General features: G+C 58.1%; 19 protein-coding genes. 14 read left to right on the top strand and 5 right to left on the bottom strand.

Features of this window, described 5'->3' with window-relative positions; translation table 11 throughout:
* The first annotated feature begins 242 nt into the window (after positions 1–242).
* Entirely contained in the window at positions 243–2,171 is a 1,929-nt protein-coding gene (locus QZ292_RS05150; RefSeq protein ID WP_294598773.1) for a DNA polymerase III subunit gamma/tau, read from the top strand.
* 104 nt (positions 2,172–2,275) lie between these two features.
* Here the strand turns inward: QZ292_RS05150 and QZ292_RS05145 are convergent, their stop codons facing one another.
* Positions 2,276–3,163 carry an AraC family transcriptional regulator gene (locus QZ292_RS05145; RefSeq protein ID WP_294598770.1) on the bottom strand — a complete coding sequence of 296 codons (888 nt, stop codon included), beginning with the start codon at positions 3,161–3,163 and terminating at the stop codon, positions 2,276–2,278.
* Positions 3,164–3,557: 394 nt separating this feature from the next.
* On the opposite strand from QZ292_RS05145, the gene rpsF reads away from it, so the two are divergent.
* Genes rpsF through rplI form a run of 3 tightly spaced genes read left to right on the top strand, consistent with a single transcriptional unit; the run spans position 3,558 to position 4,649 of the window.
* The gene (rpsF, locus tag QZ292_RS05140) at positions 3,558–3,902 is read left to right on the top strand and encodes a 30S ribosomal protein S6 (protein WP_294594224.1); all 345 of its coding nucleotides are present in this window, start codon (positions 3,558–3,560) and stop codon (positions 3,900–3,902) included.
* A 2-nt stretch (positions 3,903–3,904) separates the two neighbouring features.
* Complete coding sequence (gene rpsR, locus QZ292_RS05135) at positions 3,905–4,174, top strand: 30S ribosomal protein S18 (protein ID WP_027291133.1); 270 nt, start codon at positions 3,905–3,907, stop codon at positions 4,172–4,174.
* A gap of 22 nt (positions 4,175–4,196) precedes the next feature.
* Positions 4,197–4,649, top strand: a complete 453-nt coding sequence (gene rplI, locus QZ292_RS05130; protein WP_294598769.1) for a 50S ribosomal protein L9 — start codon at positions 4,197–4,199, stop codon at positions 4,647–4,649.
* A gap of 1,159 nt (positions 4,650–5,808) precedes the next feature.
* On the opposite strand, the gene QZ292_RS05125 is transcribed toward rplI, so the two are convergent.
* Positions 5,809–6,030 carry a hypothetical protein gene (locus QZ292_RS05125; RefSeq protein ID WP_294598768.1) on the bottom strand — a complete coding sequence of 74 codons (222 nt, stop codon included), beginning with the start codon at positions 6,028–6,030 and terminating at the stop codon, positions 5,809–5,811.
* Positions 6,031–6,500: 470 nt separating this feature from the next.
* Positions 6,501–8,312, bottom strand: a complete 1,812-nt coding sequence (locus QZ292_RS05120; protein WP_294598766.1) for a family 20 glycosylhydrolase — start codon at positions 8,310–8,312, stop codon at positions 6,501–6,503.
* 135 nt (positions 8,313–8,447) lie between these two features.
* Here QZ292_RS05120 and gcvH point away from each other — a divergent pair, with 135 nt between their 5' ends.
* From gcvH to QZ292_RS05095, 5 genes are all read left to right on the top strand, one after another.
* Positions 8,448–8,828, top strand: coding sequence for a glycine cleavage system protein GcvH (gene gcvH / locus QZ292_RS05115; protein WP_294598764.1), 381 nt, complete (start codon positions 8,448–8,450; stop codon positions 8,826–8,828).
* Positions 8,829–8,871: 43 nt separating this feature from the next.
* A complete protein-coding gene (locus tag QZ292_RS05110) occupies positions 8,872–9,816 on the top strand; it encodes a malate dehydrogenase (protein WP_294598762.1) in 945 nt (314 codons plus the stop codon).
* A 64-nt stretch (positions 9,817–9,880) separates the two neighbouring features.
* Positions 9,881–10,696: a 3-methyl-2-oxobutanoate hydroxymethyltransferase gene (gene panB / locus QZ292_RS05105; RefSeq protein ID WP_294598760.1), complete on the top strand. Its 816-nt coding sequence runs from the start codon at positions 9,881–9,883 to the stop codon at positions 10,694–10,696.
* 424 nt (positions 10,697–11,120) lie between these two features.
* Positions 11,121–12,803 (top strand): peptide MFS transporter, encoded by a 1,683-nt coding sequence (locus tag QZ292_RS05100; protein WP_294598757.1) that lies wholly within the window; start codon positions 11,121–11,123, stop codon positions 12,801–12,803.
* A 144-nt stretch (positions 12,804–12,947) separates the two neighbouring features.
* Positions 12,948–13,547 (top strand): porin family protein, encoded by a 600-nt coding sequence (locus QZ292_RS05095; protein WP_294598755.1) that lies wholly within the window; start codon positions 12,948–12,950, stop codon positions 13,545–13,547.
* A gap of 30 nt (positions 13,548–13,577) precedes the next feature.
* On the opposite strand, the gene QZ292_RS05090 is transcribed toward QZ292_RS05095, so the two are convergent.
* Positions 13,578–14,510, bottom strand: coding sequence for a bifunctional methionine sulfoxide reductase B/A protein (locus QZ292_RS05090; protein WP_294598753.1), 933 nt, complete (start codon positions 14,508–14,510; stop codon positions 13,578–13,580).
* Positions 14,511–15,970: 1,460 nt separating this feature from the next.
* Between QZ292_RS05090 and QZ292_RS05085 the strand changes: the two genes are divergently transcribed.
* From QZ292_RS05085 to rpmA, 3 genes are all read left to right on the top strand, one after another.
* Entirely contained in the window at positions 15,971–18,058 is a 2,088-nt protein-coding gene (locus QZ292_RS05085; RefSeq protein ID WP_294598750.1) for a sodium:proton antiporter, read from the top strand.
* A 123-nt stretch (positions 18,059–18,181) separates the two neighbouring features.
* Entirely contained in the window at positions 18,182–18,493 is a 312-nt protein-coding gene (gene rplU / locus QZ292_RS05080) for a 50S ribosomal protein L21 (RefSeq protein ID WP_294598747.1), read from the top strand.
* Between the two features lie 50 nt (positions 18,494–18,543).
* Positions 18,544–18,804 carry a 50S ribosomal protein L27 gene (gene rpmA / locus QZ292_RS05075; protein WP_027291149.1) on the top strand — a complete coding sequence of 87 codons (261 nt, stop codon included), beginning with the start codon at positions 18,544–18,546 and terminating at the stop codon, positions 18,802–18,804.
* A gap of 116 nt (positions 18,805–18,920) precedes the next feature.
* On the opposite strand, the gene QZ292_RS05070 is transcribed toward rpmA, so the two are convergent.
* Positions 18,921–20,003, bottom strand: coding sequence for a hypothetical protein (locus QZ292_RS05070; protein WP_294598744.1), 1,083 nt, complete (start codon positions 20,001–20,003; stop codon positions 18,921–18,923).
* Between the two features lie 188 nt (positions 20,004–20,191).
* Between QZ292_RS05070 and serS the strand changes: the two genes are divergently transcribed.
* Together serS and rsmI are read left to right on the top strand one after the other, a co-directional pair.
* Complete coding sequence (gene serS / locus QZ292_RS05065; RefSeq protein WP_294598742.1) at positions 20,192–21,472, top strand: serine--tRNA ligase; 1,281 nt, start codon at positions 20,192–20,194, stop codon at positions 21,470–21,472.
* A 41-nt stretch (positions 21,473–21,513) separates the two neighbouring features.
* Positions 21,514–22,209 (top strand): 16S rRNA (cytidine(1402)-2'-O)-methyltransferase, encoded by a 696-nt coding sequence (gene rsmI / locus QZ292_RS05060; RefSeq protein WP_294598739.1) that lies wholly within the window; start codon positions 21,514–21,516, stop codon positions 22,207–22,209.
* Positions 22,210–22,455 lie beyond the last annotated feature (246 nt).

The raw sequence follows: 22,455 nt of genomic DNA, 5'->3' as shown, positions 1-22,455 counted from the left end.
ACCCAAAAGACTCTCGAAGACTGAGGACTGCGGAGCGTAAGGAGTAGCGTAGCTAACTAAAAGTCTTTTGGGTACCTTTTGCCCGAAGGCTTCCTCGCGCTAACTCGGCATAGCCCGCAAGCGGTCTCTGCTCGCGTAACGCCGCTCGGTTCTTCAGAAAAGGTACGGTTCCGTCCGGTGCAAAGAATAGAGTACGCAAGAGGGTTTGTATTGCGTTTGTCATTTATTATCTTTGTGAGATGATGGAATCATTCGTCGTATCGGCCCGCAAGTACCGTCCCGCCACCTTTCGCAGCGTCGTCGGTCAGGCCCATATTACCGAAACCCTGCGGAACGCCATTGCACGAGGGCAGCTGGCGCACGCATACCTCTTCACCGGGCCTCGGGGAGTGGGGAAGACCACCTGTGCGCGGATTTTCGCCAAGGCCATCAACTGCCTGAATCCGACCCCGGAGCACGAGGCATGCGGAGAGTGCGAGTCGTGTCGGGCTTTCAATGAAGGGCGGTCGTTCTCGATCCACGAACTCGACGCCGCCTCCAACAACTCGGTCGAAGATATCCGCGCTTTGACCGAAAAGGTGCGCATACCGCCGCAGGTGGGGCGTTACAGCGTCTATATCATCGACGAAGTGCACATGTTGTCGGCCAACGCCTTCAACGCCTTTCTGAAAACCCTGGAAGAGCCGCCGCATTATGCGATCTTCATCCTGGCGACCACCGAGAAACATAAAATCCTGCCGACCATTCTGTCGCGGTGTCAGTGCTATGACTTCAACCGGATCCGGGTCGAGGATACCGTGCAGTATCTTCAGTATATCGCCGGTCAGGAGGGGGTGACGTACGACGACGAAGCGCTGCACATCATCGCGCAGCGGGCCGACGGAGGGATGCGGGACGCTCTGTCGATGTTCGACCGCGTGGTCTCGTTCTGCGGGGCGCAACTCACCGGCGACAAGGTCGCCGAGAGCTTGAACGTACTGGATTACAATACCTATTTCGCGGCGACGGAGCTGATTCTGGCGGGCAATTATGCCGAGCTGCTCACCTTGTTCGACGGCGTGCTGCGGCGGGGATTCGAAGGGCAGCTTTTCATTGCCGGGCTCAACGGGCACATGCGCGATCTGCTGATGTGCAAGAATCCGCAGACCGCCGGGCTGCTGGAGGTGACGGGCCAGGTGGCCGAGCGTTATCGGGAGCAGGCGAATGCGGAGGGGTGCGATGCGGGATTTCTGTTCAATGCCATCAACCTGCTGACGCAGACCGATACGGGCTATCGGACGGCGACCAACCGGCGGCTGCATGCCGAGCTGGCGCTGATTAAGCTGTGCGGATTGGGAGGGCTAAAAAAAAAAGATGACACCGTAGGTGCGGCGGGGGGAGATTCGGAGGCGGACGCTTTGGTGCTGGTGGCGGGGGTGGGACGGTATCCCATGCCGGCGATTCTGAATGGCGGGGCGGTGGAGCAGCCTAAGCCTGTCGCCGTATCGGCTGTGCCGGCGACGCGGACGGTGCCGGAGGAGACGGCGGCGAGTCCTTCCGAATCGACACCGAAATCGACACTGGCACTGAAACCGACCCCGGAGCCGAAATCGGAACCGGTGCGGGAGGTGGCGGCACAGACCGCTTCGGCCGCGGCTTCTTCGGTTCACGCTTCGCCCAAAACTGGCGGGGAGTCGGCAAGGCCGGCGACGGGTCGGTCGATTACCGGCGTGTCGATTGCGAATTTACAGCCTCTCACGGATGGAAATACGGCCGGCGGAGCGGCTGTTCAGACGGCGGAGGGGGCGGGGCCGGACGAGGTTTCGGTGCGTCCGGTGGCGCCGGAGGAGGCCGAGAAAATGATTGCGGAGAAGTACGACGAGCTGTTGCGGATATGGAAGGAACGGCAGCGGCCGCGACTGGCCACGGCGCTCACGGCTAAACGGATCCGCGGGAACGAGGTGGTGGTCTCCGTGCCGAACGAAGTCTTGGCCGACGAGATCAATCAGGCCAAGTGGGAGATTGAACACGATCTGCGGCAGCTGACCGGGGTGGCTGCGACGGTGGCGGTGGTCGTCAGCGAGGTGCAGCAGGCCTACAAGCCGGTGTCGACGGAAGATAAGCTGCAGTATCTGGTGCATCTCAATCCGAATATTCTCAAACTGCGGGACGAGCTCGATCTGACGGTATAGGCGGTCTTTCGTCGGCGTGGCTTAACACACAAAAAGGGGCAGGATGAAAACACATCCTGCCCCTTTCGTATTCCATCGCGGTATCGCCGCCGAGCCGAATAGCGTTACGCCTCTCCCGCCATCCCCGCCGACTGGCGGTACTCCTGTCGAAGCGAAAGCGGGGTGATCTGGAATTCCCGTTTGAACAGTTTGATGAAGTGCGAGATGTTGTCGAACTTGCATTCGTATCCGATCTGAGCGATCGGCTTGGTGGTCGAGATCACCTCCAGCCGGGCGTGCAGCAGACGCTGTTTGAGGATCCACCGGTGCGGCGTCATGCCGAATATGCGCAGGAAGTCGCTCTTGAATGAGGTCAGGCTCTTATTGGTACGCTGCGCCAGCTCGCTGATCGACAGGTCTTCGAAGATCGAGCTGCGGATGATGCTTTCGAACGGATCGGCCAGCCGTTCGACGCATCGGAGCAGTTTGTACTGCAAGCCGTGTTCTTTGTGTGCGATCACCATGTAGGCGAATTCGGCCAGCTTGAGCCGCATCAGCTGCGGATGGGAGGTCAGGTAGTCCGTATCCATATATGGCGTCAGCGAGTCGAACAGAAGCCGCATCTCCGGCCACAGCCGCGTGTTGACGTGTCCCAGCGTCAGGTCGGCCGGCGAGGCCTCCGGCAGCTCCAGCTCCATTCCGTACAGGGTCACCAGGGCCGACAGCGCCCCGGCCATCTCCTGGTTGTCGAACGTGAGACAGGTCTCTTTGTACGGTCCGTTTCGGGCCGGCAGGTTCTCGACGTAGTGTTTGCCCGGCGACAGCAGGAAAAGCTCTTTGTCGCCTATCCGGTAGCTCTCGCCGGCGTAGTGGATGACTTTGGTGCCGCTTTCCACGACTCCGAGCAGGTTGCCGGTCAGTTCCAGAGACTGGGGGCCGGAAGCGGTGTGGGTCGCGAACTGCCACAACGACGACGCACGTTCCGCTTTTTTGTTCTTCAGTTGCTCCGACATACAATGGACGATAATGATAAATACAAAATAAATCTCCCGATACAAAGAACACAAATATAATTCAGAAAAAGGTCGAAATGTTTTGTCTTTGAATGTATAATATTACAAATCGGACGTTTCAGGTTATTTTTTCGGCTCTCGTGCCTCCCGTTCGTCGGTTTTTCCTTTTTCAGGGAAAACAAAAAAGAGATTCGGACGGCGCGGTTCGAATCCGACCCGGCCGGCTGTGTCGTCTCCGGCCATCCGGATGCTCCGGCTGCCCTCCGAACCGCAAAATCGTACCGGGAGTTTGCATATCCCGAAAAAAGAGACTACCTTTGCGGCTCGAAATGCGCTCTGTTGACGGGCGCGGCGAAACAACTCATTATTCATCATTTCTTTACGGACAACTTTTATGAACCGTTACGAAACCGTTTTCATTGCGACTCCCGTTCTTTCGGACGCACAGCTGAAGGAACTGGTCGGCAAATTCCAGGGTGTCATCACCGAGAACGGCGGCAAAGTGAACTACACCGAAGAGTGGGGTTTGCGTAAGCTCGCCTATCCGATCCAGAAGAAGACCACCGGCTTCTACACCCTGATCGAATTCGAAGGCGAAGGCAAACTGATTGACGTGCTCGAAACCCAGTACCGTCGCGACGAACGCGTCATCCGCTTCCTGACTTTCAAACAGGACAAGTACGCGGCCGAATACGCCGAAAAACGCAGAAACATCAACGCAGCTAAAACTCAGGAGTAATCATGGCAGCACCCCAATCCGAAATCCGTTACCTCAACCCCGTATCCGTTGAGGTCAAAAAGAAAAAATATTGCCGCTTCAAGAAGGCCGGGATCAAATACGTCGACTACAAAGACGCCGAATTCCTCAAGAAGTTCCTCAACGAACAGGGGAAAATCCTGCCCCGCCGCCTGACCGGTACTTCGCAGAAGTTCCAGAAAAAAGTGGCTACCGCGGTGAAACGGGCACGGCATCTGGCTATCCTGCCGTTCGTAACCGACTTGTTGAAATAACCCCTAACCGAGGAAACACACTATGGAAATCATACTGAAACAAGACGTCGATAACCTCGGCAATAAGGATCAGATCGTAAACGTGCGGCCGGGGTATGCAAACAACTACCTCATTCCGCAGGGCTATGCGGCGGCTGCGACCGCTTCGGCCAAGAAGGTGCTGGCTGAAAAAATCAAACAGCAGGCGCACAAGGAGGCCAAGATGGTGGCCGATGCGCAGGCTGTGGCTGACAAACTGAACGGAGTAGCTGTGGCTATCGCCGTGAAGGTGGCCGAAGGCGGCAAGATCTTCGGGTCGGTGACGGCAGCTCAGGTGGCGGACGCTATCGAAGCCAAGGGCTTCTCGATCGACAAACGCCACGTCAAGGTCGATACCATCAAACAGATCGGCGAATACAAGGCTACGGTCAAGATCTACAAGGATGTCAAGGCGGAAGTAGCTGTCTCGGTGACGGCTGAAGTTGCGGCGGAGTAGGTTGTCATTCCTTTTCGAAGGGGGACTGTTATTCTCTGGGAGAAGAGAACCAGGCCTTCGAACCATATCTGATATTGCAAAGCGGTCGGGATATTATCTCTCCGAGCTTTCAAGATCAAAAAAAAAGGAGTTATCCCATGCTTGCAAGGGATGACTCCTTTTTTTGATTATCGGTCGTTTGGCGGCATGCGGACAGTGACTGAGTCTTGCGGAGCGTAAGGCGTGTGGTCAAAGAATGGGGCCGAGGCTGCCGCAGCAAAACGCAGTTTTGCCCGTTCACGGGACGTGGGGCGCGAACGGAGAACGAGATAAAGAATTGGGCTACTCCAGTTGCAGAAATGCGCAAGCATTTCCCGTCCACGTACCCGTTGGGTGTTTTGTTAGGGTTCTCTTTGCCTTATCAAGTGGGGCCCGGCTGGCCGCCGCCCGCGCAGGGCAGCCCTATCGTTAGGGTAGAGGCTGGTAATTGGGAGTGCGGCACGCACCGCCCGCCCGGCGCGAGGGCAGTTCTATCCGGTTCAAAGCTCTCCCGTCGCCCGCCTGCCAAAAGAGGGATTTCACTCGTTTTGCGACAGCAAAATCGAGATGAAATCCCAGCGGGCGACGGTTGAAATGCTCCGTGCGCCGACGCTTTAAGAGGCGATTCAACTCTTTCGGCGATGAGCCGAAAGAGAATGAATCGCCTAAGGCGCGCGAGTAGAGAACAGAACAAAACTCGACAAGTCGCCCGCCCGCATAGAAAGGGATTTCGCTCGTTTTGCGGTGAGCAAAATCGAGATGAAATCCCAGCGGGCGACGGCAAGCGGCGGAGCGGGAGCGGAGCCGCAGTGAGGTGGACACGGGGCGGAGTCTTTGGCCGAGAGCGAGTAGCGCGATTCCGAGGGAATCGCCGGCCTCGGGCGCAGCGACGCAAAAGCGGCGCGAGGGGTGCGCGCCGAGGACGAACTTCCGAGAATGGGGCGGTGAATGGGGTTAAACTTTGGAGCGGGCCGAAGCCTGCGGGTGCCCCAAACGAGCGTAGTGAGTTGCGGGCCTCCCGCTGGGGGAGGCTATCGGCCCGCGCGCGCCTGACGGGGCGCATGATTTTGGCCCAATCAATAGAGTAGAGACTGCCCTTATGGGGTAGACCCGGTTATTTCGGAGTGCCCGTGGGCCCCGTTTATTCCGAGAGGCAACGCAACTGAAGACCGTGGGCTCGGTTGCTTGCGTAGTTGGGCTGAAGGAATGTCGTGCGGAAGTCCAAAAACGTGCCGTACGTTGTGTGGATGGTCGAAGACCAGTTGTAGCCGTTGTTCCCTACGCTGAACAATATACCTGCAGTAGCGTCGCGGAGGCCCGGGGCGGGGTTTGTTTTTCCGCGCGCTTTTGGAAATCTTGTCAAAATGTGCCAGCACATTTTGACAAGATTTCCCTATTAAAGCGTGGCGCGCGGTTGTTTGAAAGTAATCAAGGCCGGCCGACGTGACGCGAACGCGTCGGCCGGCCGGGCCCCGCGTGCCCGCGGTGGGCAGATGGCTGTGTCGGCCCAATCTATGGGTGGGGTAGCGGCTGCCGATTAAGGCAGAGGCTGCCAGTAAACACCCTGTGGGTGCCGTTTATTCCGAGAGGCAACGCAACTGAAAACCGCAGGCGCGATAGTAAGCGTCTATTGGATCGAGCCACGTTGTGTTGAAACTCAACTTCATACCATCGGTATTGCTGGTCGTAGAAGCCCAACTGTACCCATAGTTGCCGAAGCCCACCGGTTCACCCGTATCTCGATGGCGGTAGCCCGGGGCGCTCCCACAGGGCGTTTTATTCTCTGTGTCTACTCTACGCGCGCCTCAGGCTCCGCAAGATTCAAGCAATCTGTCAGCGGGGCACGAAGGCGAAAATCCAATGCTGACCCGGGAAGAGCTTCCGCGAACGGAACACGATTCGGTTTTTCCCCGCTCTCAGAGTGATCTCGACCGGCTGGCGCGTCCAGAACAGCTGTTCCGCCGTGTAAGGCAGTTCTTCTTCCGGCTTGGCCCACGTGTTGAACCGGAACGCATAGGCTCCCGGCTCCTGCCATACCGGCGGTTCGATCCGGGTGCCGTTTACCCAGACCTCGCCCTCGGCCTCCCAGGCACCTTGCCGCCCGATGCCCGAAGAGATGCGGTTCGACCGCGACGGTGCCTCGAAGCCGATTTGTGCACGGATGACCGTATCGTGCGGCACTGTTATGACCGTCTCCGCCCACACCTCGCCCGAGTCCGGCTTCGGTAACGACAGCGTGGCCAGCAGCGCGTCCACGTCGATCGCCCCGCCGTACAAGGTATGCCATTTCAGTCCCGCAGTGTCTGTGCCGAAAGCCGCAGGCTCCGACACCCGCCACTGCAGCGAAGCGTTGGGCCACCAGCAGAAAGGCTCTTCTTTGAGCAGGTCCTCTTTGTGAGCCAGCATGCGCTTCTCGAAAGCGGTCAAGGTCTGTCCGGCCGGCGACGACGGGGCAGGGAAGAGGTTCGGGTTCGTCGGAGCTCCCTCCGGAGTCACTCCGCCCCGCCACAGCCGCTCGGCGAACGGCAGCAGACCCGACCAGACGCCGCTGTTGCGCATCAGTCCGTCGAGCCCCGGCGACTTCGTGTCGTTCCACAGGCAGAGAATGCCCCCCAGAGCCGTCGAGTCGCCCTGTGCCTGTCCGCACGGGGCGTGCAGCAGCATCCGCGGCGTGAACGAAATCGGATCGTAATTGTTCAGGTAACCCATATACGAATCGACGATCGGCCCGCCCTGCGTCCGGTTGCGGGCCACGTAGCCCGGCGCCTCCGACCATACCTGGCGGATCGTTCCGCCAGATGCCGGAAGGCCCGGATCCCACGCCATCGGCGTGCGTCCCGCAGCCCGCACCACGCTGTCCGCCCACCGCATGAATCCCGCCGGATCGGGAATGTGCACCTCGTCCGACCCGATGTGGATATAGGGCGCCTCCGAGACCGGTATCTCGTCGAAAAATTCGTTCAACGCCTCCTCCAGCACCCGCATCCCCCGAGGATCAGCCATGCCGAACCCGAACGCGGCGTTGAAATAGGCGCTGTGGCCCGGCATGTCGATCTCCGGAACCACCTGCATGCCGAGCTTCCGGGCGTAGGCGATCACGTCGCGGATCTCGCCGTAGGTGTAGAATTTCCCCTCGTCGCGTCCCGGCCGCTGATACTGCGGGTCGTTGAGCTGCGGGAAACGCCGCGACTCGATCCGCCAGGCCGGATAGTCCGTCAGGTGCCAGTGGAAAAGGTTGATTTTGTACTGCGACAGGAGGCGCAGCTGGCGTTTGAGCTCCTCGACCGGGATGAAATTGCGACCCGTGTCGTGCATGAAGCCCCGCCAGGCGAAAGCCGGCCAGTCGACGATCCGGACGCTCGGCACCAACCCCCGCTCGTCGGTCAGTTGGCGCAGGGTCTGCCGTGCCCAGAGGGCTCCCCGTTCGTCCCGGGCCGTGATCCGCACCCCTTTTTTATAGGTTTCGAGGATATAGCCCTCGGCCGGCAGCGACAGCGTCGTGTCGATCCGTACCTTGATGTTCAGCAGCGGAACCATGTATCGGCCCGTCGTCTCGATCTGTTGCGGAGAGGGGATCAGAGCCGGTTGCGCCGTCGTCCGCCCGATGGCGGCGCAGAGCGCGCAAAGAAGAAAAAGTCGTTTCATAACCTGCGCAAGATAGTAAATCCGGCCGACATACCGAAGCCGATCGGAATGGTGTGTTAGTCGAATAACAACACCCTTGCGCGTTTCGAAAAAAGCGGTATCTTTGGGGCGTTGAACCTAAAAAACAGATTCGAGATGAGCAACATTCCATCCAACCTGAAATATTCGAAAGACCACGAGTGGATTCGCGTCGAAGGCGAAGAGGCGTTCGTGGGGATCACCGATTTCGCTCAGAGCCAGCTGGGAGACATCGTCTTTGTGGACATCACGACCGAGGGCGAGACACTGGCCCAGGGCGACGTGTTCGGTACGATCGAGGCGGTGAAGACGGTTTCGGACGCTTTCCTGCCGGTGGCCGGCGAGGTGCTGGAGCTGAACGGCGCGCTGGAAGATGCGCCCGAAACGGTCAATAAAGACCCGTACGGCGAGGGGTGGATGGTCAAGATCCGGATGACGGAACCGGGACAGCTGGAAGGGTTGCTCTCGGCGGACGAGTATGCGAAACTGATCGGCTGATACCGAACAATAAGAGGGATAATCTTTTAACGAGACATAATCGATGGCAAAAGTAACGGTAGTAGGCGCGGGCAATGTGGGGGCTACGTGCGCGAATGTATTGGCCACGCGCGAAGTGTGCAGCGAACTGGTGCTGCTGGACATCAAGGAAGGGGTTTCGGAAGGGAAGATACTGGATATTTTCCAGACCGCCACGCTGATGGATTTCGACACCTGTATCAAAGGGGTGACGAACGACTATGCGGCGACGGCGGGTTCGGACGTGGTGGTGATCACCTCGGGGATGCCGCGCAAGCCGGGCATGACCCGCGAAGAGCTGATCGGGGTGAATGCCGGAATCGTCAAATCGGTGGCCGAAAACATCCTGAAACATTCGCCGGAGGCGATTCTGCTGATCGTATCGAATCCGATGGACCCGATGACCTATCTGGCGCTGAAGGCGACGGGGCTGCCCAAGAACCGGGTCTTCGGGATGGGCGGCGCGCTCGACTCGGCACGGTTCAAATGCTACCTTTCCAAAGCGCTGGGGGTCAACTCCAACGATGTGGACGGCATGGTGCTCGGCGGTCACGGCGATACGACGATGATTCCGCTGGTGTCGAAGGCTTCGGTCAAAGGGGTGCCGGTGACGGAGCTCTGCAAAGACAAGGCGGTGCTGGACAAAGTGGTGGCCGACACGATGGTGGGCGGCGCCACGCTGACCAAACTGCTCGGCACGTCGGCCTGGTATGCGCCGGGGGCTGCGGCCGCCATGGTGGTCGAGTCGATTGTCCGGGATCAGAAGAAGATCATCCCGTCGTGCGTCCTGCTCGAAGGGGAGTACGGCCAGAAGGATATCTGCATCGGGGTGCCGACGGTGGTCGGACGCAACGGAGCGGAACGGGTGGTCGAAGTGGCGCTGACGGCTGAGGAAAAGACCGCGTTCGAAGCGAGTGCCGAGGCGGTGCGCAAGACCAATGCCATCCTTCACGAGATCAACGTATTGTAAGCCGCCGCTCTCCGTTCGGGGGGCGTGACGTACGGCTAATGAGATTGCATTACCGGTAAGAAATATGTCATCAGAAGGAAAAACTCGTGCCGTGACCACCTATCGGTTGGCCGAGATGAAAGCCCGCGGCGAGAAGATATCCATGCTCACCGCCTATGATTATACCATGGCCGGGATTATGGATGCCGCCGGAATCGACGTCATTTTGGTCGGTGATTCGGCCGCCAACGTGATTGCCGGCTACAAGACCACCGTGCCGATGACCCTGAACGATATGATTTATCACGGCAAGGCGGTGGCGAGAGCGGTGGAGCGGGCTCTGGTCGTGGTCGATCTGCCCTTCGGGAGCTATCAGGGGAACTCGAAAGAGGCCTTGAATTCGGCGGTGCGGATCATGAAAGAGACCGAGGCCGATGCGGTGAAGCTGGAGGGCGGGGCGGAGATTATCGACTCCGTGCAGCGCATCCTCTGTGCCGGGATTCCGGTGATGGGACATCTGGGGCTCACCCCGCAGTCGATCAACAAGTACGGCACCTATGCCGTGCGGGCCAGGGAGGAGGCCGAGGCCGAGAAACTCTACTCCGACGCGCTGTTGCTGGCCGAAACCGGATGCTTCGGCATCGTGCTCGAAAAGATTCCCGCCGTGCTGGCGGGACGGGTGGCCGAGGCGGTGAAGATTCCGATCATCGGCATCGGGGCGGGGAATCGGGTGGACGGACAGGTGCTCGTTTCGTATGACATGCTCGGGATCAATAACGGATTCTCGCCGCGCTTCCTGCGGCGGTACCTGAACCTGCACGAGCAGATTATGACCGCAGTGGAGCAGTACCACAACGACGTGAAATCCGGCGATTTCCCGAACGAAGGGGAGCAGTATTGACCGGGTTTCCCACAATCGATTAACTTTTCGCTGCCGCGGAGCTTTCATTCAGAAGCGTCCGCGACAGTTTTTTTGTGACCGGCGGAGTGAAAACCGTTTTTTAACAGGTTATTATCGCTTTTTGAACCGTTATCGACATCCTGTCCACGAAATTTTGCCCGGTTTTCGGCCATGTACAAACAGGTTATAAACCGGTTGTTCACAATTTGTGAACAACCTCTCCGCTCGAATCCGGAGGGGCCGCACCTGCCGAATGGAGTCGCACCGCCTGCTGAAACCGGCTTCGGCTTGTATTTATCGATGAAATCGTTACTTTTGTAAGTCATAAACCCGGCGCAAATCGATATCGGCTTCCTGTCCGGGCCCCGGTGTGTCGGGGACTCTCGAAAAACTACGCAATTATTAACCAAAATCCACATAGCTAATGTTAAAAGGACAACCCAAAGGTCTGTTCGTACTGGCGTTGGCCAACATGGGCGAGCGTTTCGGCTACTACACCATGCTGGCGATCTTCGTCCTCTACATGCAGGCCAAATTCGGCTACACGGAGGATCAGACCAGCACCACGTTCGGGATCTTCCTGAGTATGGTCTACTTCCTGCCGCTGTTCGGCGGTCTGCTGGCCGATAAGGTGCTCGGCTACGGCAAGACCATCGCCCTCGGGATCATCGTCATGTTCGCCGGGTACTTCTGCCTCGCCATTCCGACCGGGGTCGGGACGGGGGCGCAGGTCGCCATGTTCGGCGCGCTGGCTCTGATCGCTCTCGGGACGGGGTGTTTCAAGGGGAACCTGCAGGCACTGGTCGGCAACCTCTACGACGACCCGAAGTACAGCGCCAAACGGGACATCGCGTTCAGTATCTTCTATATGTGTATCAACATCGGGGCCTTCTTCGCTCCGTCGGCGGCCGAAGGGGTGTCGAACTACTTCCTCGCCAAGGACGGATACACCTATAACGCCGATATTCCTTCGCTGGCGCACCAGCTGCAGGCCGGACAACTCTCGGCCGAAGCGACGGCCCGGTTTACCGAAATGGCCGCCCAGCAGGGGTATATGGGGACCGATTTGGTGCAGTTCGGCGATAGTTATATCGCCAGCCTCGGCCAGTCGTACAACTACGGGTTCGGGGTGGCCTGCCTGTCGCTGATCGTTTCGATGATTATCTTCGTCGGCTTCCGCAAGTACTACAAGGCGGCCGACAAAACCGAAAAGGAGAAACAGGCCGAACGCGACCCGAATGCCGTGGAACTCACCCCGCAGCAGGTTAAAGACCGGCTGGTGGCTTTGGGGCTGGTCTTCGCCGTGGTGATCTTCTTCTGGATGTCGTTCCACCAGAACGGGCTGACGATGACCTGGTTCGCACGCGATTATACGCAGACGGCGGTCAGCGGGTTCGACCGGTTCGGTTTCTCGCTCCTGACGCTGCTGCCGTTCGCGGTTTGCTTCTATGGCGTACTCTCCCTGTTCCAGGGCACCACGGCTCGGGCCAAAGGGATCGGGGCTGCGCTGGCGGTAGTCGGCGGGGGCTGCGCCTGGTGGGCTTACAGCTCGTTCCCGGCTGAGATGGCGATTACGCCGCAGATTTTCCAACAGTTCAACGCTTATTTCATCGTCCTCTTTACGCCGCTCACGGTGGCCTTCTTCTCGTGGCTCAACAAGAAGGGGAAAGAACCCAGCGCACCGCGTAAGATCGGCATCGGGATGTTGATCGCGGCCATCGGGTTCGTGCTGCTGGCCGTTGCTTCGGTAGGGCTGCCCACGCCGACCGCCCTCAAGGAGATCGGCGGTTTGACCGAAACGGCTCGGGTGTCGCCGAACTGGCTGATCTCAACCTATTTCGTGCTGACCATTGCGGAACTTTTCCTCAGCCCGATGGGGATCTCGTTCGTCTCGAAAGTGGCGCCGCCGAAATACAAAGGCTTGGCACAGGGGGGCTGGCTGGCGGCTACGGCGGTCGGGAACTACCTCGTGGCGATTATCGGCTACCTCTGGGGCGGGATGTCGCTCTGGATGCTGTGGGGGATTCTGGTCGTTTGCTGCGGCGTGTCGGCCATCTTCCTGTTCAGCGTGATGAAAAAGCTGGAACGGGCTACCCGGGACGCTTAATCGAAAGATTGTTCGTTTTTTCCGGAATTGTATTCCGGAAGGAATGATTTTTGCAAACAGGCAGGCGAGAGGTTTTTCCTCTCGCCTGCTTTCGTTATATTTGTCCGCAGACATCGAAATCGAACCCGTTATCTCCTCCGACTCATGAAGAAATTCGTCCGGCTCCTCCTGTTGCTTCTGTTCGCCTGTGCGGCGATGACCGCCTCGGCCCAGGTCAAAGGGCTCGGCTTCGGCCCGCGCGTGGGGCTGAACTTCGCCGACTATATGAACAGCCCGGGGAGTACGCGCACGGGGCTCTATGCCGGCGCGTTCATCGACTACCACATCACGCACAGGTGGGGGCTGGAGACGGGGACCTACTATTCGCAACTGGGGTCGACCAACAACGTCGAGATGGGCCATGCCAGCCGGACGATCCATCGGATGGAGTACCTCTCGGTGCCGTTCGTGGCCAAATTCAACTTTTTGGGCGGTTTCCGCGCGATCGCGGGTGTCGAGGGGCTCTTCAAGCTCTCGGCGAAATGCGTCGAAAAGGATGGCGGGCCGACGACGAAGATGGAGAATGTCCGCTCGTCGAACATCGCGTTTACCATCGGGGCGGGCTATCTGTTCCGCTGCGGGCTGGACATCACGGCGTCGTATTCCAAGGGGCTCAACAGCGCGATCCGCCATACGGGCGAGACGACCTGTCCGACCTATTTCCGGGTGGCGGCGGGCTGGCGCTTTATCGGAACCAACAAATAATCTCTTTTTTCTTAATAGGCTGCGAAAAGGTCAGAACCGTTTGGTGTAGGCGTGGCAGTAAGGCTCGGTGCCTTTCCGCTCGTAATAGTCCTGATGGTATGCCTCGGCGGGCCAAAAGGCGGTGGCCGGAGTCACTCGTGTCGCTATCCGGTAGCCTTTGGCTTCGAGTTGCCGGATCAGCCGCTCGGCGACGGCTTTCTGTTCGGAATCGAGGTAGAAAATTTCGGAACGGTACTGCGGGCCGAGGTCGGGGCCCTGACCGTCCTGTTGCGTAGGGTCGTGAATCTCGAAAAAGCGTTTCGCTAAGGTCTCGTAGTCGGTCTTCGCCGGGTCGTAGGTCACGCGGACAGCTTCGGCATGGCCGGTCTTCCGGGTGCAGACCTGTTCGTAGCTGGGACGATCCACCGAGCCGCCGATGTAGCCCGATTCGACCGAAATGACGCCCGGCTGCTGTTGCATCAGGTGCTCGACGCCCCAGAAACAACCGCCGGCAAAGATCGCTTCGGCGGTGGCTGCCGGTTCGGCGGGTTCGAACTCCAGGGAGATCGAGTTGACACAGTGACGGGTGTTTTTCGGGGTGAATCCTTCGCCGGTGAATACGTGGCCGAGGTGTGCGCCGCAACGGGCGCAGGTGATTTCGGTGCGATGTCCGTCCGGATCGGGGATGCGTCGCACGGCGCCGGGAAGCGCGTCGTCGAAGCTGGGCCAGCCGCACCCCGAGTCGAACTTGTCGGCCGACCGATAGAACGGGGCGCCGCACTGTTTGCAGCGGTAGGTGCCGTCGGCGGCGAAGGTGACGTACTTGCCGCTGAAAGGGGGTTCGGTGCCTTTGTCGATGATGACGCGTTTCTCTTCGGCTGTCAATTCTTTTTTCATGGTCTGTTTCGATGGGTTGTCTGCCGCGCATCCGGAGGCTGAAAAGATCGCTCCCAAAGCGAGGGCAAGAATCGCAAATTTATCCATATCCTTAGAACGCAAAAAATATACCGTCTCTTGTCCTGTTCTTCGATTTTCTGTTTTTAGGAGGGTGTGAACCTTATATCGGCGCGCGAACTGAGAACGGTGCGAAGAATTGGGCTGAGCAGAGAAGTGGAAATGCGAAGCATTTCCCGTCCACGGGACGTGGGGCCCGCGCGGCCCGAGCGCAGTTCCGTCCGGCTGGGGTAGAGGCTGCCAATTGAGAGTGCGGCACGCACCGCCCGCCCGCTTGGAGAGGGATTTCACTCGTTTTGCGGCGAGCAAAATCGAGATGAAATCCCAGCGGGCGACGATTAAAGTGCCCTGCGCGCGACTGCAGGAGAAGGAAATCGTTAGAACAATGGCGCATTGTTCTAATAAGATTTCCACCAGCGCGCGGGAAAAATGCGACAGGCGGCGGAGCGACAGCGGAGCCGCATGGGCTGACCCGGGGCTGAGAGCGAGTAGCGCGATTCCAGGAGGAATCGCCAGTTTCGGTTTTGGGGTAGAGGCTGCTATTTCGGAGTGCCCGAAGGCACCGGCGCGAGGGGGGCGCGCTGAGGACGAACGGGCGGAGAATTGGGCGGGGCTGTTGGCGATGCTTTTTTCTTAGCTTTTGCGACCCTAAGGGTCGCGCAGTCCGTCGCCACCCCCGGCGGCGGGCTGCAACTCGCCGGAGCTCGTTGTACCCTCCGCTGGCGCCGCACTGCGATAGATTTTCGGCCCGCGCGCCCCTGTGGGGCGCAAACTGGGCATAAAAATAAAAATCGTTGGCTGCTTACCCCAAAGCACCTTTGCCCGAATGAAAACCCTCCGGGGGATTTTCAAGGGGGATGCGAGTCCCCCTTGAATGTGCTCTTTGCCTACTTTCTACCACATAGTAGAAAGTAGGGGCCCCCGCGGCCTAAGCGGAACAGAGAGAAAAGATAAACAATCTTGATAGCCGCTTGACGCTTGTCGGATAAACGAGCTTTGTCCGCGCGCCTTGGGAAATCCAGTCAAAACGCGCAAGCACATTTTGACGATTTCCCTGTTAAGGCGTGGCGCGCGGTCGAGCATCGACTGGCCTCGGGCCGGCCGGGCCCCACGTCCCGTGGACGGGCAAAACTGCGTTCTGCTGTGGCTGTGTCGGCCCAATTGGTAGAGGCTGGCAATTGGGAGTGCGGCACGCACCGTTTATTCCGAGAGGCAACGCAACTGATGACCGCGGCCACGATGCAATCCGAGATCGGGGGTAAGCCACGAGCTTCCGAAATCCATGCATAGACCGTTCGTCAGATCGCTTCCGCATAACCAACAAAATCCGCCTCGACCGGCATATACAAAGTCACCGAATCGGTAATCGATGCCTCCGTCGCGGTAGCCCGGGGCGGAAAAGAATGAAGCAAAATAAATCGAGGCCGATTCCGCCGATTCTGTTAATTTTGCCCCCGGAAACATCGCAAAGTCATTCAATCACTCTAAATATGGATTCCATAGATATGCTGGCTCCGCTGGTTTTCGTGATCGTATCGCTCGTGGCCGGAGCCATTCTCAAATATGCCCTCAAACGCACCGTGCTGCCTTATACCGTGGGGCTGTTCGCCTTCGGACTCGTGGTCGGACTCTGCGACCGGGCCGGGCTCTTTGCCGGCGACTCCTTCTTCAAAGCCTCGATCGATTTTGCCGGACATATCGATCCCGATCTGATTCTCTACCTCTTTCTGCCCGTGCTGATTTTCGATGCGGCATATGAGCTCGACGCCCATATTTTCCGGAAAACCCTGACCAACGCCACCTTGCTTTCCGTCCCCGGAATGGTCGTGGCCATGTTCCTGACCGGACTCCTGATGATGGGCATTCACCTCTTCGCGCCGGGTTACGCCCAGTGGAACTGGAGCCATGCCCTGATGTTCGGCGCGCTGATCAGCGCTACCGACCCGGTGGCAGTGGTCGCTCTGCTCAAGGAGCTCGGCGTGAGCAAACGCTTCTCCACGCTGGTGGATGCCGAATCGATGCTCAACGACGGGACGGGTATCGTGTTGTTCATGCTCTTTTTCGGAGCCTATACCGCTTCGGGAGCGGTCGAAGCGCCCGTGACCGACTTCGTCTATGTGGTGTTGGGCGGCGTGTTGCTCGGCGTGATCTTCGGATGGCTCTGCCTGTGGTTCATCACGCGCAGCCGGACCGATGCGATCGTGCAGAACAGTGCGATCCTCGTCTCGGCGTACGTGACTTTCTTCCTGGCCCAGAGCTATCTGGACGTTTCGGGAGTGATCGCGCTGGTGGGATACGGATTGGTGATCGCCTATTACGGGCGGCCGCGGATCGCTCCGGAAGTCAACCGGTTCATGCAGGAGTTCTGGGAACTGGCGACCTATGCCGCCAATACGCTGATATTCATTCTGGTGGGAGTCGTGATCGCCGTGCAGGTGCAGGCCACCTGGACGGACTTCGCGATTCTGTTGCTGGTGTACGTCGGTGTCAATCTGGTGCGGATGGCGATGATCGCCCTCTTCTATCCCGTCATGAAGCGGTCGGGATACGGACTTTCGAAACGCGAGGCCGTGATTCTCTGCTGGGGCGGACTGCGCGGAGCGTTGGGGCTGACGCTCGCCTTGATGGTCTCCTATACGTTGCCCATTCCCGAACCGGTGCGGCGGCAGGTGCTCTTTCTGACCGCCGGGATCGTCGCCCTGACCCTGACCGTCAACGCCACGACCATCGGATGGCTGCTGCGTAAACTGGGACTGACGCGCGTCTCGTCGGCGAAAACGTTCCTGAACTACACGGTGCAGAGACAGTTGTGCGAAACGACGACACGTTATTACGACGAATTGCGGGAAAACGAGGCCTTGCAGGCCGCCGACTGGGCGAAAGTGGCCGCTTTCATGCCGACACTCGACGATATCCCCGTGCCGGCGGTGGCCGGACAGGATCTGGCGGCCAACGTCCGGCTCCGGATTCTGGACAAAGAACGGACACGCTACTGGCAGCTCTATGAAAAGGGGATCATCTCGTCCGAATCGTTGCGGCGGCTGCTGGCGACGGTCGAGGAGCTGTACGATGCGGACGGCAAACGGCCGCTGTGTGAACGGGCCCGGCTGCTGGAGTTCCCCTCCCTGCCGTTCTACCTGCGGTGGCGGAAACGCTCCCCTGCGGTACTCTACCGCTGGGTCGACCGGAACCAGTCGACCCTCATTGTTCGGGCTTACGACGTGGCCCGCGGACTGATCCACTCGCAGCGCACCTCGCTGACGCTGCTGGACGAACTGGAGAACTCCGACACCTTGAGCCCGGACGATCGCCGGGCGCTGGAAGGGCTGCGCGGCGAGGTGCAACGGAATATCGACGACAGTCAGGCGATTATGGATCTGATTGCCGAACATTTCCCCAGCTCGTACCGGCTGGCCATCACGCAGAAAACCATCCGGATGCTCATCAGCGAGGAGAAGGCCGAAGTGCTCCGGATGCTGCACGAAGGCTTGGTCGTGCCGGACGATGTGCAGGGAATGCTGGACGATATCGACCGGCGGTACCGGATGACCACCCCGGATCGGATTCTGCGCAGCTGAAGCGGGGTGTCACGCGCCCCGGCCGACGGAGAAATTCGTCGAAATAAATCCGTCCGGTTTGGCCGGTCGGGGAAAAATACCTATCTTTGCGGTTCGAAACACTAAACAACAAGCGAAACGAACATGTACGCTATCGTAGAAATCGCAGGACAGCAATTCAAGGTTGAGAAGGGTCGCAAGCTCTATGTTCACCGTCTGGCCGACGCCGAAGGCGCCGCCGTGAGCTTCGACAAAGTCCTGCTGATCGACAATGACGGAAAGGTTGCAATCGGCGCACCTACGGTAAAAGACGCCAAAGTGGAAGCCACCGTGCTGAAACACTTGAAAGACGATAAAGTCATCGTCTTCAAGAAAAGACGCCGCAAGGGGTATCAGAAACAGAACGGACACCGGCAGTGTCTGACCCAGATCGAAATTAAGAATATCATCGCTTAGTTTCGGCTCGCTGTTTCGGAGTTCAATTAACGTTTAAAAAGTAAATCGACATGGCACATAAGAAAGGGGTAGGTAGTTCGAAGAACGGCCGCGAATCGGAAAGCAAACGACTGGGTGTCAAATTGTTCGGCGGGCAGGTAGCCAAAGCCGGGAATATCATCGTGCGGCAGCGCGGGACGGTTCACAATCCGGGCGAAAATGTCGGGATGGGGAAAGACCATACGCTGTTCGCCTTGGTGGACGGTACCGTATGCTTTAAGAAGAAGGCAGAGGGGAAATCGTTCGTATCGGTGGTGCCGATCGCGGAGTAGTTCCTTTCTGATAACAGAGGGGAGTCCTCCTCCCTGCAGATACGATTTGCGCCTCTTTTTTTGTGTGATGCAAGAAAAGAGGCGCGAGTTTTTTGCGTCGTGCAGTGTGAGGAATTTTATTGTATCGCCGGATACGTTTCAGGCAGGTCGAATGTCACAAGTGCATATTCAGCCTGTGTCAAACCATACAAAGTTCGGTCGTCTTCGGATACGGCTAAATAATAAAGTTCTGTATCTAAAACTAAATGGGCAATTCTATTTCCGGAATGGTCATAAATAAATACAATTGTTCCTCCCGGTTGGCTTCCCTTTTGTGATCGTTCTGCATATGTGTAAATTAATTCATTATTCCATAAGATATAAATATATCGAGGTGAAATAGCAGTATATAATGTTGTACCTTTTCCCCGTTCTTGATCATGGACTAATCTGTTATTGTTTATGTTATATATTTTTTCCGAGAAATCGTCTTCCCATAATTTGACCGGTTTTCCGTCCCGCATGGCATAACAGCCGATGTAGGGCAATTCGTATGGTGCGAAAATAGAGATGCCGTATCCGGCATTCATACAACCTTGCAGCCGGTCTCCTGCATTTGTTATCGATTCCGGGATAGGTGAGTTTCCGAAATATCCGATTTGGTTGAAATCTTTATCCAATAACGAAAAAAAATGATCTTGTGCATGAAAACATTGTCCCATGTAGTGGTCGTCGCCGATCCGGCACAACTTGGTGTTGTCCTGTAGCGGTACATCGCCCTGGTCTACTCGCCGTTTGTCGTGTGCCCGCATGGTCAGTGAATCTCCGCGATTCACCAGTGTGTAGGAAATTACGCTCCGGCTCGGCAGATCGTAGGCCATAAATGTGGAATCGCTGCCCGTATAGGCGAACGGGAATGTCCAGATCACCTCGGTCGGCCCTTTCCCTTTCGCCCCGAACTTGCCGATTTCTTGGAAAGTTTTCAGTGAAATCAGTCGCCCGAAGTTATCCCCGATGCGCGGAGAAAGCACGACAAACACTGAATCCAGTTGAAAGAAACCTTCAGGATATGAGGCAAAAATATCCGAATTCCGAACAGTATGTTTTAGCGGGATTTCCGTTCCGAAGTCGGCTTGTCCGGTCGGTTGGGTTCGGTTCCCGCAACTCGCCATTCCCCAGAGGCACCAGCCTGTTGCGAGGAGATAAATGAGGTTTCGCATGATACGTTTCCTGTGGATGTTCTGTAAAGTTAGCATAAATTTATTCGATTTTTATCTTCATGATTCAGCACGGGGAAGGCAAGGTGTTAGGAAAGAGACGACGTTTCTGGGAAAAATCGTAACTTTGACCTCCGTATTCTGTCCCGAGCGGGCAGACGACCCATGCGAAAATAAAAACACGACATAAAATGCTTACACTGAAACAGATTCGGGAAGAACGCGAGGAGACCCTCGCCCGGCTGGCTAAGAAGGGAGTGGACGCCGCTCCGGTGATCGACAAAATCGAGACGCTGGATGACCGCCGCAAGGCGATTCAGCAGCAGTTGGACGGCAATCTGGCCGAACAGAACCGGATCGCCAAGGAGATCGGCGGGCTGTTCAAAACGGGAAAGGCTGCCGAGGCCAACGCCTTGAAAGACAAGGTCGCCGGATTGAAAGAGCAGTCGAATGCCCTGGCAGAGGAGCAGGCTGCGGTGGTGGCCGAGATGGAGGCGCTGATCGTGACCCTGCCCAACCGGGCGGCCGAGATTGTGCCGGAGGGAACTTGCGCGGCGGACAACCTCGTGGTGAAGATGGGCGGGCCGGAGCCGAAGCAGCTCAAAGGCGAAGGGATTCTGCCCCACTGGGAGCTGGCCAAGAAGTACGACATCATCGACTTCGAGTTGGGGAACAAACTGACCGGGGCCGGATTCCCGGTCTACAAAGGGAAGGGTGCCCGGTTGCAGCGGGCGTTGATCAACTTTTTCCTCGACATCAACACCGCCGCCGGATTCCTCGAAGTCGAACCGCCGATCATGGTGAACGAGGCGTCGGGCTTCGGCACGGGGCAGCTGCCGGACAAGGAGGGGCAGATGTATCATGCCACGGTCGATAATTTCTATATGATTCCGACGGCAGAGGTGCCGGTGACCAATATTTTCCGCGACGAGATCGTGGACGAGAAAGAGCTGCCGATCAAAATGACGGCTTATACGCCGTGTTTCCGTCGCGAAGCGGGGTCGTACGGGAAAGATGTCCGGGGGCTGAACCGGCTGCACCAGTTCGACAAGGTCGAAATCGTGCAGGTGGCGCATCCGGCCGACTCCTATGACCGGCTGGACGACATGGTGGCCCATGTCGAGGGGATTGTGCAGAAACTGGGGCTGCCTTACCGGATTCTGCGCTTGTGCGGCGGGGATATGAGCTTTACGAGCGCCCTGACCTACGACTTCGAGGTCTACAGCGAGGCGCAGGATAAGTGGTTGGAGGTCTCCTCGGTGTCGAACTTCGAGTCGTTCCAGGCCAACCGGCTGAAGCTTCGTTTCCGGAACGCGGAGACCAAGAAAACGGAGCTGGCGCATACGTTGAACGGCAGTTCGCTGGCCTTGCCGCGTATCGTGGCGGCCCTGCTGGAGAACAACCAGACACCGGACGGGATCGTCATTCCGGAGGCGCTCAGACCGTACACCGGTTTTGATATCATTAAGTAGTCGCAGCCCTCTCCGGGCGGTGGAACCTGTCGAATAGCGAGATGGCGAAACTCTATGTCATTCCCACGCCGGTGGGGAACCTTGAGGATATCACCCTGCGTGCGATCCGTCTGCTGGGCGAGTGCGACAGCATCGTGGCCGAGGATACCCGCACGAGCGGCAATCTGTTGCGGCATCTGGGTATTTCGAAGCCGATGACCTCGTACCACAAGTTCAACGAACACGGCGTGGTGGAGCAGATCGTCCGGCGGATGCTGGAGGGGCAGACGGTGGCGCTGATTTCGGATGCCGGCACTCCGGCGATCTCCGATCCGGGGTATCTGCTGGTGAACCGGGCGATCGAGGCGGGGATCGGGGTCGAGACGCTTCCGGGGCCTACGGCGTTCGTGCCGGCGCTGGTGAGCAGCGGGTTGCCGTGCGACCGGTTCGTGTTCGAGGGCTTTCTGCCGCAGAAAAAAGGGCGGCAGAGTCGATTGCAGCAGTTGGTTACGGAGCCGCGAACGATGATTTTCTATGAGTCGCCTCATCGGGTGGGAAAGACGCTGGCGCAGCTGGCCGAACATTTCGGCGGAACGCGGCGCGGGGCGGTGTGCCGCGAGATCTCGAAAAAGTTCGAGGAGACGGTGCGGGGGACGCTGGCGGAGCTGGCGGCCCGTTATGCGGAACAGGAACCGAAGGGGGAGATCGTTTTAGTGATCGAAGGGGCGCGGACAAAGCCTGAGTCTTGCGGAACGTGAGGCGCGCGGACAGAGAATTGGGCTAAGTTGAATAGTGGAAATGCGTAAGCATTTCCCGTCCCCGCACCCGTTGGGTGTTTTGTTAGGGTTGTCTCCGCCTTATTAGTGGGGTCCGCGCGGCCCGAGCGCAGTTCCATCCTGTTGGGGTAGAGGCTGGCAATTGGGAGTGCGGCACGCACCGCCCGCTCGCGTAAAGAGGGATTTCGCTCGTTTTGCAGTGAGCAAAATCGAGATGAAATCCCAGCG

This window comes from uncultured Rikenella sp., from assembly GCF_910577125.1.
Classification (GTDB): domain Bacteria; phylum Bacteroidota; class Bacteroidia; order Bacteroidales; family Rikenellaceae; genus Rikenella.
The sequence above is the reverse complement of the archived record's forward strand: the minus strand, read 5'-3'. Positions and strand labels throughout refer to the sequence as shown.

Coding starts and splice junctions, on each gene's coding strand:
- rsmI (WP_294598739.1), top strand. CDS start 21,514: ATGGCGAAACTCTATGTCATTCCCACGCCGGTGGGGAACCTTGAGGAT.
- panB (WP_294598760.1), top strand. CDS start 9,881: ATGTCATCAGAAGGAAAAACTCGTGCCGTGACCACCTATCGGTTGGCC.
- rplU (WP_294598747.1), top strand. CDS start 18,182: ATGTACGCTATCGTAGAAATCGCAGGACAGCAATTCAAGGTTGAGAAG.
- QZ292_RS05145 (WP_294598770.1), bottom strand. CDS start 3,163: ATGTCGGAGCAACTGAAGAACAAAAAAGCGGAACGTGCGTCGTCGTTG.
- gcvH (WP_294598764.1), top strand. CDS start 8,448: ATGAGCAACATTCCATCCAACCTGAAATATTCGAAAGACCACGAGTGG.
- QZ292_RS05100 (WP_294598757.1), top strand. CDS start 11,121: ATGTTAAAAGGACAACCCAAAGGTCTGTTCGTACTGGCGTTGGCCAAC.
- QZ292_RS05110 (WP_294598762.1), top strand. CDS start 8,872: ATGGCAAAAGTAACGGTAGTAGGCGCGGGCAATGTGGGGGCTACGTGC.
- QZ292_RS05095 (WP_294598755.1), top strand. CDS start 12,948: ATGAAGAAATTCGTCCGGCTCCTCCTGTTGCTTCTGTTCGCCTGTGCG.
- rpsR (WP_027291133.1), top strand. CDS start 3,905: ATGGCAGCACCCCAATCCGAAATCCGTTACCTCAACCCCGTATCCGTT.
- serS (WP_294598742.1), top strand. CDS start 20,192: ATGCTTACACTGAAACAGATTCGGGAAGAACGCGAGGAGACCCTCGCC.
- rpsF (WP_294594224.1), top strand. CDS start 3,558: ATGAACCGTTACGAAACCGTTTTCATTGCGACTCCCGTTCTTTCGGAC.
- QZ292_RS05085 (WP_294598750.1), top strand. CDS start 15,971: ATGGATTCCATAGATATGCTGGCTCCGCTGGTTTTCGTGATCGTATCG.
- QZ292_RS05090 (WP_294598753.1), bottom strand. CDS start 14,510: ATGGATAAATTTGCGATTCTTGCCCTCGCTTTGGGAGCGATCTTTTCA.
- QZ292_RS05150 (WP_294598773.1), top strand. CDS start 243: ATGGAATCATTCGTCGTATCGGCCCGCAAGTACCGTCCCGCCACCTTT.
- QZ292_RS05070 (WP_294598744.1), bottom strand. CDS start 20,003: ATGCGAAACCTCATTTATCTCCTCGCAACAGGCTGGTGCCTCTGGGGA.
- QZ292_RS05120 (WP_294598766.1), bottom strand. CDS start 8,312: ATGAAACGACTTTTTCTTCTTTGCGCGCTCTGCGCCGCCATCGGGCGG.
- rpmA (WP_027291149.1), top strand. CDS start 18,544: ATGGCACATAAGAAAGGGGTAGGTAGTTCGAAGAACGGCCGCGAATCG.
- rplI (WP_294598769.1), top strand. CDS start 4,197: ATGGAAATCATACTGAAACAAGACGTCGATAACCTCGGCAATAAGGAT.